This window comes from Pseudomonas sp. HY2-MNA-CIBAN-0224 (assembly GCF_040310285.1).
Lineage (GTDB): Bacteria > Pseudomonadota > Gammaproteobacteria > Pseudomonadales > Pseudomonadaceae > Aquipseudomonas > Aquipseudomonas helleri.
On the sequence record NZ_JBEOPQ010000011.1, the window covers coordinates 37,845 to 49,241 of the forward strand.

The 11,397-nt window shown below is 59.0% G+C and carries 11 protein-coding genes and 1 pseudogene; 7 read left to right on the forward strand and 5 right to left on the reverse strand.

Annotated features, from left to right (window positions below):
* Positions 1–1,146, reverse strand: a complete 1,146-nt coding sequence (locus AAEZ03_RS08170) for an MFS transporter (protein WP_153390049.1) — start codon at positions 1,144–1,146, stop codon at positions 1–3.
* A 118-nt stretch (positions 1,147–1,264) separates the two neighbouring features.
* Positions 1,265–2,758, reverse strand: coding sequence for an aldehyde dehydrogenase (locus tag AAEZ03_RS08175; RefSeq protein WP_048372429.1), 1,494 nt, complete (start codon positions 2,756–2,758; stop codon positions 1,265–1,267).
* 240 nt (positions 2,759–2,998) lie between these two features.
* Here AAEZ03_RS08175 and AAEZ03_RS08180 point away from each other — a divergent pair, with 240 nt between their 5' ends.
* Together AAEZ03_RS08180 and AAEZ03_RS08185 are read left to right on the forward strand one after the other, a co-directional pair.
* A complete protein-coding gene (locus tag AAEZ03_RS08180) occupies positions 2,999–3,361 on the forward strand; it encodes a cupin domain-containing protein (RefSeq protein WP_350577604.1) in 363 nt (120 codons plus the stop codon).
* Between the two features lie 216 nt (positions 3,362–3,577).
* The gene (locus AAEZ03_RS08185) at positions 3,578–3,874 is read left to right on the forward strand and encodes an I78 family peptidase inhibitor (protein ID WP_350577606.1); all 297 of its coding nucleotides are present in this window, start codon (positions 3,578–3,580) and stop codon (positions 3,872–3,874) included.
* An 80-nt stretch (positions 3,875–3,954) separates the two neighbouring features.
* On the opposite strand, the gene rpmG is transcribed toward AAEZ03_RS08185, so the two are convergent.
* Together rpmG and rpmB are read right to left on the reverse strand one after the other, a co-directional pair.
* Positions 3,955–4,110, reverse strand: coding sequence for a 50S ribosomal protein L33 (gene rpmG, locus AAEZ03_RS08190; protein ID WP_003437824.1), 156 nt, complete (start codon positions 4,108–4,110; stop codon positions 3,955–3,957).
* Positions 4,111–4,121: 11 nt separating this feature from the next.
* Entirely contained in the window at positions 4,122–4,355 is a 234-nt protein-coding gene (gene rpmB / locus AAEZ03_RS08195) for a 50S ribosomal protein L28 (RefSeq protein WP_019410280.1), read from the reverse strand.
* 460 nt (positions 4,356–4,815) lie between these two features.
* Here rpmB and AAEZ03_RS08200 point away from each other — a divergent pair, with 460 nt between their 5' ends.
* The gene (locus AAEZ03_RS08200) at positions 4,816–6,402 is read left to right on the forward strand and encodes an ABC transporter substrate-binding protein (RefSeq protein ID WP_350577610.1); all 1,587 of its coding nucleotides are present in this window, start codon (positions 4,816–4,818) and stop codon (positions 6,400–6,402) included.
* 3 nt (positions 6,403–6,405) lie between these two features.
* On the opposite strand, the gene radC is transcribed toward AAEZ03_RS08200, so the two are convergent.
* Positions 6,406–7,080 carry a RadC family protein gene (gene radC, locus AAEZ03_RS08205; RefSeq protein WP_048372417.1) on the reverse strand — a complete coding sequence of 225 codons (675 nt, stop codon included), beginning with the start codon at positions 7,078–7,080 and terminating at the stop codon, positions 6,406–6,408.
* A gap of 122 nt (positions 7,081–7,202) precedes the next feature.
* Between radC and coaBC the strand changes: the two genes are divergently transcribed.
* The 4 genes and pseudogenes from coaBC to argB all read left to right on the forward strand — a co-directional run bounded on the left by coaBC (position 7,203) and on the right by argB (position 11,253).
* Positions 7,203–8,411, forward strand: coding sequence for a bifunctional phosphopantothenoylcysteine decarboxylase/phosphopantothenate--cysteine ligase CoaBC (gene coaBC, locus AAEZ03_RS08210; protein ID WP_048372415.1), 1,209 nt, complete (start codon positions 7,203–7,205; stop codon positions 8,409–8,411).
* A gap of 5 nt (positions 8,412–8,416) precedes the next feature.
* Positions 8,417–8,872, forward strand: coding sequence for a dUTP diphosphatase (gene dut, locus AAEZ03_RS08215; protein WP_048387082.1), 456 nt, complete (start codon positions 8,417–8,419; stop codon positions 8,870–8,872).
* Positions 8,873–8,941: 69 nt separating this feature from the next.
* A pseudogene (locus tag AAEZ03_RS08220) lies at positions 8,942–10,318 on the forward strand (phosphomannomutase/phosphoglucomutase); the annotation flags it as partial.
* A 26-nt stretch (positions 10,319–10,344) separates the two neighbouring features.
* On the forward strand, positions 10,345–11,253 hold the full coding sequence (gene argB / locus AAEZ03_RS08225) for an acetylglutamate kinase (RefSeq protein ID WP_048387078.1): 909 nt from the start codon (positions 10,345–10,347) through the stop codon (positions 11,251–11,253).
* Positions 11,254–11,397: the final 144 nt, after the last annotated feature.

Genomic DNA, 11,397 nt, shown 5'->3' on the forward strand with positions numbered 1-11,397 from the left:
CTAGGTGGCGGTTTGCTCTGCCCCGAATGCGCCTTGGCGCAGCACCAATATCACCAGGCCAAATGCTCCGGCGGCCATAAACAGTGGCAAGGCGTGGCCGCTGATCCATTGGCTGCCCGCGCCTGCGGCCAGCGGCCCGATCAGGCAGCCAATGCCCCACAACTGTGCCACGTGGGCGTTGGCCCGCACCAGCGCGTCGTCGCGGTAGCGTTCGCCAATCAAGATCAGCGACAAGGTAAACAGCCCGCCCGCGCTGGCGCCGAATATCACCCACAGTGGCCAGATCAGCAGGGTGTTGAGCAGTAGCGGCACCGCCAGGCTCGACAGCATCAGCAGGACCGCGCAGCCGGTAAACAGCGAGCGCCGTGACACGCGGTCAGCCAGCGCGCCAATCGGCAGTTGCAGCAGGGCGTCGCCCACCACCACGGTGCTGACCATTGCCAGTGCGATGTCGGCGGTAAAGCCTTGGCGCAGGCAGTAGATGGGCAGCAACGTCAGAATCATCGCCTCAAAGGCGGCAAACAGCGCCACGGCCCACGCAATGGCTGGCAAGCCGCGACAAAACTCCAGCAAATCCTTGAAGGTCACGCGGTACGCTTCGGTGACGGGCGCGCCGTCGCGGCCCAGCAACAGCAAGGGCGCCAGTGTCAGCAGGGCCACGCCGATCCAGAAGCCGTAGTCGCCCTCAGAGCCCACCACGCCCAGCAACAGCGGCCCGGACAGTTGGCTGAGGGCGTACGCGCAGCCATACAGCGCGACCAGGCGGCCGCGCCATTGCTCGACCACCAGTTGGTTGATCCAGCTTTCGCCCAAAATAAAAATGACCGTGAGTACCACCCCGATCAGCAGGCGCAGCACCAGCCACACCGGGTAGCTGGGCAGCAACGCCAGCACGCCGATGGACAGGGCGCCCGCCCATAAGCACAGACGCATCAGGGCCGGTGTGCCCACGCGCGCCGCGAGCTTGCTGGCCACGCTGGCGCCTACCAGCACGCCGATGGCCGGCATGGCGGCCATGACGCCAATGGCAAACCCGCCGTAGCCCCAGCTTTCGAGCCGGAACGACACCAGCGGCATGCTCACGCCCAGCGCCAAACCGACGCTGAGCACAGAGGCCAGCACGGCAAAATAGGTCGCCCAACGCATGTCTGTGCTCCAAAAAAAGGTCAATGCAATGTGAGAGCGGGCTTGCCCGCGATGCCAGCGCAGCGAAGCGCCAGTATCGCGGGCAAGCCCGCTCCCACAGGGTGTTACACGTGTTGTGTTACAGCTTGATCCAGGTGGATTTCAGCTCTGTGTATTTGTCGAACGCGTGCAGCGACTTGTCGCGACCGTTACCCGACTGTTTGAAGCCGCCAAACGGCGCGGTCATGTCGCCGCCATCGTACTGGTTGACCCACACGCTGCCCGCGCGCAGGGCTTTGGCAGTCAGGTGCGCCTTGGAGATGTCCGCTGTCCACACCGCTGCGGCCAGGCCGTATGGCGTGTCGTTGGCAATCTGGATGGCTTCGGCGGCGGTGTCGAAAGCAATCACCGACAGGACGGGGCCGAAGATTTCTTCCTGGGCGATTTTCATCGCGTTGCTCACGCCGTCAAAAATGGTCGGCTCAACGTAGGTGCCGCCGGTTTCCTGAAGGATCTGCTTGCCGCCGGTGACCAGTTTGGCACCTTCGCTGTGGCCCGACTGGATGTACGACAGCACGGTGTTCATTTGCTGAGTGTCGACCAGCGCGCCCACGGTGGTCGATGGGTCCAGCGGGTTGCCCGGCTTCCACTCTTTGAGCGCTTCGATAACCAGCGGCAAGAAGGTGTCTTTGATCGAACGCTCGACCAGCAGGCGGGAACCTGCGGTGCAGACTTCGCCCTGGTTGAAGGCAATGGCGCTGGCCGCCGCCTTGGCTGCAGCGTGCAGGTCCGGGGCGTCGGCAAAGACGATGTTCGGGCTCTTGCCGCCGGCTTCGAGCCAGACGCGCTTCATGTTGGACTCGCCCGAGTAAATCAGCAGTTGCTTGGCGATTTTGGTCGAGCCGGTGAACACCAGGGTGTCGACGTCATTGTGCAAGGCCAGCGCCTTGCCGACGGTGTGGCCGTAGCCTGGCAGCACGTTCAGCACGCCAGCAGGAATACCGGCTTCAACGGCCAGCGCAGCGATGCGGATGGCGGTCAGCGGGGATTTTTCGGACGGTTTGAGGATCACCGAGTTACCGGTCGACAGGGCCGGACCGAGTTTCCAGCAGGCCATCATCAGGGGGAAGTTCCACGGCACGATGGCGCCAACCACGCCCACTGCTTCGCGGGTAACCAGGCCGAGCTGATTGTGCGGGGTGGCGGCCACTTCGTCGTAAATCTTGTCGATGGCCTCACCGCTCCAGCTCAGGGCATTGGCAGCGCCTGGCACGTCGATGTTCAGCGAGTCGCTGATCGGTTTGCCCATGTCCAGGGTTTCAAGCAGGGCCAGCTCTTCGGCGTGTTGCTTGAGCAGGCCGGCAAAGCGGATCATCACGGCTTTACGTTTGGCTGGCGCCAGGCGGGACCAGGCACCCGATTCGAAGGTCGCACGCGCGTTTTCGACAGCGCGTTGGGCGTCTGCGCTATCGCAACTGGCGACCTTGCCCAGCAAGCGGCCATCGACCGGGCTGAGGCACTCGAACGTTTCTTTGGAGACCGCGTCGGTGTATTCACCGTTGATGAAGGCGCGACCTTCGATTTTCAGCTGTTGGGCACGTTGTTCCCAGTCACTACGCGTCAGGGTGGTCATTCGAGTGTCCTCCTCTTTATTGAAATACCTACGCCAGCGCGAGTGTAGCGTGGCGTGTCCGGAATGCTGGCCAATCATCCAGAATGATCGGCACGAGGCATGCGCCACCCTAAACCAGTGTCCCGGGGACTTTCAATATATTTGACAGAGAGGTCGTAAACAGCATGGCTTGTTCGTTTTAATAAACATAGACTTCAGGCTTTCACGCCTATCACGCTGTTATTTCGGGGGGATCAATCAATGAGCATTGAAAACGTCGTCGACTTCAACACCGCCAATACCCAAGCCGAGCGCTACACCCCGGCCCCCGAGAAGCTCTTGAAGGGCAACCCTGAGCAGGTCTTGCATAACCATTACGCCAGTGACTGTGGGCAATTAAATGCCGGCATGTGGGAAAGCGACGTGGGCCAGTGGGAGGTCAATTTCACTGAGCATGAATATTGTGAAATTGTGCAGGGCGTTTCGGTATTGCGTGACCGAGAAGGTAACGCCAAGACCCTGCGGGCGGGTGATCGTTTTGTCATCCCGGCGGGGTTCAAGGGCACGTGGGAAGTGCTTGAGCCATGTCGGAAGTTTTACGTGGCCTTTGAGCAGAAGGCCTGAGACGCCCTGTTTAGAGCCATCAAAAGCCCTGCCATTCACGGATGGCAGGGCTTTTTTATTGTTCGTCAACAGGTGCGTGGTGCACAGATCTTGAAACAGCTGGCCCCGGCCTGCCGGGTCAATCTGAGCCAGTCTCTAAAGGCGAAGGCGGCTCACGGAATGAGTACGCCGTGACGGGTGATTTCACCTTTCACACTTATTAGGTAAGGATGATTTATGACTGCTTTTACAACGTTAAAAGGTGTATTGCTGGCAGGTGCTGTGGCTTTGGGTGCTGTGCCTTTAACCGCTGTGGCGAACGAAAACGGCAAGTGCAACACCAACCTGGTGATCAACTACCTTGTTCCACCTCAGGCGACACCTGAGGTCGTCGAATTTTTGCGCACCAGCTACGGCGCCAAAGATGTTCGTATCGAGCATCCGGGCAAAGGTTACACCAAAGAGTACAACGCATACCGCCTGCGCGTGCTGGTCGATGACCAGAACCGAGTGGGTAGCCAGATCTGCGGTTAAACCCGCATTGGCTGTTCTGTAGGCAACAAAAAAGGCCCGTATCGTGAGATAGGGGCCTTTTTTGTAGAAGAAAAAACCAATTACTTGATTTTGGCTTCTTTGTAGATAACGTGCTTGCGAACCCGCGGATCGAATTTTTTGATTTCGATTTTGTCCGGAGTGGTGCGCTTGTTCTTATCTGTGGTGTAGAAATGGCCTGTACCAGCGCTCGACACCAAACGGATCAATTCACGCATGATTAGCTCCCTTAGATCTTGCCAGCGCGACGGATTTCGGCCAGCACGACAGTGATGCCACGCTTGTCGATGATACGCATGCCTTTGGCAGATACGCGCAGACGCACGAAACGTTTCTCTTCTTCAACCCAGAAGCGGTGATGCTGCAGGTTCGGCAGGAAACGACGACGGGTTTTGTTATTTGCGTGGGAAATGTTATTCCCAGTCACCGGACCCTTACCGGTAACTTGACAGACTCTCGACATGCCTCAGCCCTCTAAAACCACATGCCCAACCCGGCATGGGTTGGCCGCTTAATCTCTCAGTCATTTGGCGCCAGGCGCCGCGTTTCTTTAAGGGTCTTACCGGCTACACCTACAAACGAAGGAACCGGGCCCCTAGAAAAGAGCGCTGCTTTATACCAGAAAGACTAAAGCGCAACAACATGCAGTGTGATTTCTAGTGATTAATAAAGGCCGCATTCTAGCTGCAATCCACGGTAAAGCCTATGCCGAACGTGCGGCGACCGCTCGTCGCGAGATGAAAGGTTTCAGGTGAGGTGCAGGCCAATCTCGATACGGGCCTTGCGTCTGAGAACCAGAATCAGGAGGCACCGAGGGTATTCGATGCTATTAAAAAGTAGTCATTTGGCAATCAGAACACTAGGGTAGGCGTTTTCCAGACTGCACTTGCAGATGGGCCAACGACTTGCAAAGGAATCAGAATATGCGTCTCGCTGCTGCCCCCTTTTTGCTCACCCTGTGCCTGAGCCCGTTGGCTCATGCAGCCACCTTGAGTGTGTGCACCGAGGCAAGCCCGGAAGGGTTCGATGTAGTGCAGTACAACTCGCTCACCACCACCAATGCCTCGGCAGACGTGCTGATGAACAGCCTGGTGAACTATGACGCCACAGCGGCCAAGTTGGTGCCGGGCCTGGCGCAAAGCTGGTCAGTGTCGCCTGACGGCCTTGTGTACGAGTTCAAGCTGCACCCCGGGGTCAAGTTCCACACCACGCCTTACTTTACGCCGACGCGTGAGTTGAACGCCGATGACGTGCGTTTCAGCTTCGAGCGCATGCTCGACCCGGCCAACCCGTGGCACAAGGTGGCGCAGAGCGGCTTCCCGCATGCGCAGTCGCTGCAATTGCCCGAGTTGATCAAGAAGATTGAAACCCCGGATCCGCTGACGGTGCGTTTTACTCTCAGCCACCCGGACTCCACCTTCCTGCCGGCCTTGAGCATGGGCTTTGCGTCGATCTATTCAGCTGAATACGCCGACAAATTGCTCAAGGCGGGGACCCCTGAACTGATGAACAGCCAGCCGATCGGGACGGGGCCATTTGTGTTCAGCCGCTATCAGAAGGATGCCGTGGTGCGCTACAAGGCCAACCCGGACTATTTCGCTGGCAAACCTGCGGTTGACGCACTGATTTTTGCCATCACCCCGGATGCCAACGTGCGGTTGCAAAAACTGCGGCGCAACGAGTGCCAGATCGCCCTCTCGCCTAAACCGCTAGATGTCGATGCGGCCCTCAAGGACACCACCCTGGCCGTCGCGCAAACGCCTGCCTTTATGACCGCGTTCGTGGCCATCAACAGTCAGCATCCGCCGCTGGATAAACCTGAAGTGCGGCAGGCCATCAATTTGGCGTTCGATAAGGACACGTACCTCAAGGCGGTGTTCGAAAACAGCGGGCAGGCGGCCAACGGCATTTACCCGCCTAACACCTGGGGCTACGCCAAAAACCTGCCGGGTTATGCCCATGACCCGCAAAAGGCCAAAGAGCTGTTGGCCAAAGCGGGCCTCAAGGACGGCTTTAAAACCACGATCTGGACGCGTCCGACCAGCAGCGTGCTGAACCCCAACCCAAGCCTGGGGGCGCAGTTGTTGCAGGCGGATCTGGCGAAGATTGGCGTTCAGGCGGATATCCGCGTGATCGAGTGGGGCGAGTTGATTCGTCGCGCCAAGGCGGGCGAGCACGATCTGCTGTTTATGGGCTGGGCGGGTGATAACGGTGACCCGGACAACTTCCTGACGCCGCAGTTTTCATGTGCAGCGGTGAAGTCCGGGACCAACTTTGCCCGCTACTGCGACAAAACCCTCGACACGCTGATCAGTCAGGGCAAAACCATCAGCGATCAGGACAAGCGCAGCGCGCTGTATCAAAAGGCTCAGGCAGAGATTCAGCAGCAGGCTTTGTGGCTGCCGCTGGCACATCCAACGGCCTACGCGTTAACCCGTAAAGACGTACAGGGTTATCAGGTAAGCCCGTTTGGACGTCAGGACTTTTCGACGGTTAGCGTGAAGCCTTAAGCGTCACATCCAACCGTGTTCGACCATCGACAGCGGCTCACCTTCACCGACAATGAAGTGATCCAGCACCCGCACTTCGATCAGATCCAGCGCCTCCGTGAGGCGCTGGGTCAGGGTGCGGTCGGCCTGGCTGGGCTCTGAATTGCCGGACGGGTGGTTATGACAAAAAATAACGGCCGCCGCGTTGTGCGCCAGGGCCCGTTTGACCACTTGGCGCGGGTAAACGCTGGCGCTGTCGATCGACCCTCTGAACAGCACTTCAAAGGCGAGCATGCGGTGTTTGGAGTCCATAAACAGGCAGCCGAACACTTCGTGGGGCTCGTGGCGCAGCAAGGATTTCAGGTAGTCGCGAACCGCCTGCGGGCTCTCTAGGGCGGAGTCCCGACGCAGACGCTCGGCCAAGTGGCGGCGGCCCATTTCCAGCACTGCTTGCAGTTGGGTGAACTTGGCGGGGCCGAGCCCGAGCTGGCGACTGAACGCTCCCAAATCTGCCTCCAGCAAGGCGCGCAAGCTGCCGAATTCGGTGAGTAAATGCCGCGCCAGATCGACAGCACTTTTGCCCGAAACCCCGGTGCGCAGGAAGATTGCCAGCAGTTCGGCATCCGAAAGGCTGGCCGATCCGTGTTCCAAAAGTTTCTCGCGCGGGCGCTCAGCCGCAGGCCAATTTCTGATACTCATGACACCTCCGTGTGTGGGTGCGCCGCTGTTCCGTAGCAAGCGCTGTGTTATCTTAGCCCATCATTTTTGCGTGGCATTTGGCCATTTTCCGCGCAGTCATCATCGAACTAGAAGGCAGGCCTATGCAGCGGCTGTATCGAAAACGCATTGTTTTGGGCGTCGGCGGCGGCATTGCTGCTTACAAGAGTGCAGAGCTGGTTCGCCGCCTGCTGGACCAAGGCGCAGAAGTGCGCGTGGTCATGACGCGCGGCGGCAGTGAATTCATCACCCCGTTGACCATGCAGGCCTTGTCTGGACACCCCGTTCATCTGGATTTGCTCGACCCGGCGGCAGAAGCGGCCATGGGCCATATCGAGCTGGCTAAATGGGCCGACCTGGTGCTGATCGCCCCGGCCACTGCAGACTTGATCGCCCGTCTGGCTCAAGGCCTGGCCAATGATTTGCTGACCACGCTGGTGCTGGCCACGGACGCCACAGTGGCCATTGCCCCGGCCATGAACCAGGCCATGTGGCGCGACCCAGCCACCCAAGCCAACACCCAATTGCTTCAGAGCCGCGGCCTCAAGGTGTTTGGCCCAGCTTCCGGCAGCCAGGCCTGCGGCGACGTGGGTTTTGGCCGCATGCTCGAAGCCGATGACCTGGTGCACTGCGCGGCCGAGTGCTTCCAGCATCTGGCGTTGACCGGCAAGCACGTGCTGATCACGGCAGGCCCGACCCAAGAGAACATCGACCCGGTGCGCTACATCACCAACCACAGCTCCGGGAAAATGGGCTTTGCCCTGGCCGAAGCAGCGGTTGAGGCGGGCGCCCGCGTCACGCTGATCACCGGCCCCGTGCATTTGCCTACGCCTGATCGCGTCAGCCGCATTGACGTTGTCAGCGCCCGCGACATGCTCGCCGCGTGTGAGGCTGCGATCCCGTGTGACGTGTTTATCGCGTCGGCTGCGGTTGCGGATTACCGCCCGGAAGTCGTTGCCCCGCAAAAACTCAAGAAAGACCCTACGAAAGGCGACGGCCTGCTGCTGCAAATGGTGCGCAACCCAGACATTCTGGCCACCATTGCAACGCGCCCGGACCGCCCTTTTAGTGTCGGCTTTGCCGCAGAGACCGAGCACCTGCTCGATTACGCCGCGCGCAAGCTGAAAGACAAAAATCTCGACCTGATTGTGGCCAACGATGTGGCTAACCCCAGCATCGGCTTCAACAGCGAAGAGAACGCCTGCAGCGTGATTGACCGCGACCTGCATGCCACCGTATTTGCCCAGACCAGCAAGGGCAAGATTGCCCGCCAGCTGATCACTTTTATCGCCGAACGTCTGAACCAGGTTTAACTCGAATGCACGCTTTGCAAGCCAAAATCCTTGATCCACGCATTGGTACCGAATTCCCGCTGCCGCAATACGCCACCCCTGGCTCCGCAGGTCTTGATCTGCGCGCCATGCTCAAAGAAGACACCGTGCTGGAACCGGGCCAAACCCTGTTGATCCCGACCGGACTATCGGTGTACATCGGCGATCCGGGCCTGGCTGCGTTGATCCTGCCGCGCTCGGGCCTGGGCCACAAACATGGCATCGTGCTGGGTAATCTGGTGGGTCTGATCGACTCCGATTACCAGGGCGAGTTGATGGTGTCGTGCTGGAACCGTGGTCAAACGGCCTTCAACATCACCATCGGCGAGCGCATTGCTCAACTGGTGCTGGTGCCGGTGGTGCAGGCGCACTTTGAGTTGGTCGAGGAGTTCGACGAAAGCCAGCGTGGTGCTGGCGGTTTCGGGCATTCCGGCACTCTCTAACCCTTATTCGCGTTCCCCACACTCTTCAAGAATGGAGTCTTCCCTGTAATGAGCAGCCCTGCTTCGGTCGCCCCCAACTTCCCTGACACCATTTTTCGCGCCTATGACATTCGCGGTGTGGTGCCGCAAACATTGACCGCTGAAACCGCCTACTGGATTGGCCGCGCCATTGGTTCCGAGAGCCTGGCCAAAGGCGAGCCCCACGTGTCGATCGGCCGTGACGGTCGTTTGTCTGGCCCGGCGCTGGTCGAGCGTTTGATCCAGGGCGTTGCTGACAGCGGTTGCCACGTCAGCGATGTGGGCCTGGTGCCCACGCCTGCGCTGTACTACGCGGCCAACGTGTTGGCGGGCAAGTCGGGCGTGATGCTCACCGGTAGCCATAACCCGTCGAACTACAACGGTTTCAAAATCGTGATCGCCGGTGACACCCTGGCCAACGAGCAGATTCAGGCGCTGCACACGCGCCTGAAAACCAACGACCTGACGTGGGGCGAAGGCAGTATCGAGCGCGTTGATATTTTGTCGCGCTACGCCGATGAAATTGTCAAAGACATCAAGCTGGCCAAGAAGCTCAAGGTCGTGGTCGATTGCGGTAACGGCGCTGCCGGCGTGATCGCGCCGCAACTGCTGGAGGCGCTGGGCTGTGAGGTGATCCCGCTGTTCTGCGAGGTGGACGGTAACTTCCCGAACCACCACCCGGACCCGGGCAAACCTGAAAACCTAGTAGACCTGATCGCCAAGGTAAAAGAAACCAATGCCGACCTGGGCCTGGCCTTTGACGGCGACGGCGACCGTGTCGGCGTGGTGACCAACACCGGCACCATGGTGTTTCCGGACCGCTTGCTGATGCTGTTTGCCCAGGACGTTCTGGAGCGCAACCCGGACGCCGAGATCATCTTCGATGTGAAGTGCACTCGCCGCCTGACCCCGCTGATCAAGGAATACGGTGGTCGCCCAATGATGTGGAAGACCGGGCATTCGTTAATCAAGAAGAAGATGAAAGCGACCGGCGCCTTGCTGGCCGGTGAAATGAGCGGGCATATCTTTTTCAAAGAGCGCTGGTTCGGGTTTGATGACGGCATTTACAGCGCTGCGCGCCTGCTGGAGATCCTCAGCAAACAACAGCAGACCGCTGAAGAACTGTTTGAGACCTTCCCGAACGATATTTCTACGCCAGAAATCAATATCGATGTGACGGATGAGAGCAAATTCAGCATCATTGAAGCCCTGCATGACGCCCAATGGGGTGAAACCGCCGAGCTGACGTCGATTGACGGCGTGCGCGTCGACTATCCACAAGGCTGGGGCCTGGTTCGCGCGTCCAACACCACGCCGGTGCTGGTGCTGCGATTTGAGGCTGATACCGAGGCCGAACTGCAACGCATCAAGGATGTTTTCCACGCTCAACTCAAGCGTGTGGCACCTGATCTTCAACTACCGTTTTGATCGACTGAGTTTTACCGGAGCCCTGAATGACCCTCGAACGTGATGCCGCCTCTAACGTCGCCAAGGTTTTGTCCGAAGCGCTGCCTTACATTCGCCGCTATGTCGGCAAGACGCTGGTCATCAAGTACGGCGGCAACGCGATGGAAAACGATGACCTGAAAACCGGTTTTGCGCGCGACATCGTGCTGATGAAAGCGGTGGGTATCCACCCGGTCGTGGTCCACGGTGGCGGCCCGCAAATCGGTGATCTGCTCAAGCGTTTGTCCATCGAGAGTCATTTTATCGACGGCATGCGCGTGACCGACTCGCAAACCATGGACGTTGTTGAAATGGTCCTGGGCGGTCATGTGAACAAGGAAATCGTCAACCTGATCAACCGTCATGGCGGCAGCGCTATCGGGCTGACCGGCAAAGATGCCGGTTTGATCCAGGCCAAAAAGATGGTGGTGAAGCGCCAGACTCCTGAAATGACCACGCCTGAAATCATCGACTTCGGTCATGTGGGCGAAGTCACCGGGATCAACACCGACTTGCTCAACATGCTGACCAAGGGTGACTTCATCCCGGTCATTGCGCCGATTGGTGTGGGCCCGGACGGCGAGTCGTACAACATCAACGCTGACTTTGTGGCGGGCAAAGTGGCTGAGGCACTGAAAGCTGAAAAGCTGATGCTGCTCACCAACATTGCCGGCTTGATGGACAAGGAAGGTCATGTGCTGACCGGCCTGACCACCGCGCAGGTCGACGGGTTGATTGAAGACGGCACCATCTATGGCGGCATGCTGCCGAAGATTCGCTGTGCGCTGGAGGCTGTGCAAGGTGGCGTGACCACCGCGCACATTGTCGATGGCCGTGTACCGAACGCCGTACTGCTGGAAATCTTCACCGACACCGGTGTGGGCACGTTGATCAGCAACAGCAAGCCTGCTGCTTAAGCCTCACCCTCCCTCTGTAGGCACGAGCTTGCCTCGCGATCTTTTGACCGTATAAAAGATCGCGAGCAAGCCCGCTCCCACACAGATTTACGGATCTCCGACAACGAAGGCCGTATTCCCTCGTAAGTAGAGACTTCTCCTACA

Bases quoted from the DNA above. Each gene is read 5' to 3' on its own strand.
- AAEZ03_RS08170 (WP_153390049.1), bottom strand. From the start codon at position 1,146: ATGCGTTGGGCGACCTATTTTGCCGTGCTGGCCTCTGTGCTCAGCGTC.
- AAEZ03_RS08175 (WP_048372429.1), bottom strand. From the start codon at position 2,758: ATGACCACCCTGACGCGTAGTGACTGGGAACAACGTGCCCAACAGCTG.
- AAEZ03_RS08180 (WP_350577604.1), top strand. From the start codon at position 2,999: ATGAGCATTGAAAACGTCGTCGACTTCAACACCGCCAATACCCAAGCC.
- AAEZ03_RS08185 (WP_350577606.1), top strand. From the start codon at position 3,578: ATGACTGCTTTTACAACGTTAAAAGGTGTATTGCTGGCAGGTGCTGTG.
- rpmG (WP_003437824.1), bottom strand. From the start codon at position 4,110: ATGCGTGAATTGATCCGTTTGGTGTCGAGCGCTGGTACAGGCCATTTC.
- rpmB (WP_019410280.1), bottom strand. From the start codon at position 4,355: ATGTCGAGAGTCTGTCAAGTTACCGGTAAGGGTCCGGTGACTGGGAAT.
- AAEZ03_RS08200 (WP_350577610.1), top strand. From the start codon at position 4,816: ATGCGTCTCGCTGCTGCCCCCTTTTTGCTCACCCTGTGCCTGAGCCCG.
- radC (WP_048372417.1), bottom strand. From the start codon at position 7,080: ATGAGTATCAGAAATTGGCCTGCGGCTGAGCGCCCGCGCGAGAAACTT.
- coaBC (WP_048372415.1), top strand. From the start codon at position 7,203: ATGCAGCGGCTGTATCGAAAACGCATTGTTTTGGGCGTCGGCGGCGGC.
- dut (WP_048387082.1), top strand. From the start codon at position 8,417: ATGCACGCTTTGCAAGCCAAAATCCTTGATCCACGCATTGGTACCGAA.
- argB (WP_048387078.1), top strand. From the start codon at position 10,345: ATGACCCTCGAACGTGATGCCGCCTCTAACGTCGCCAAGGTTTTGTCC.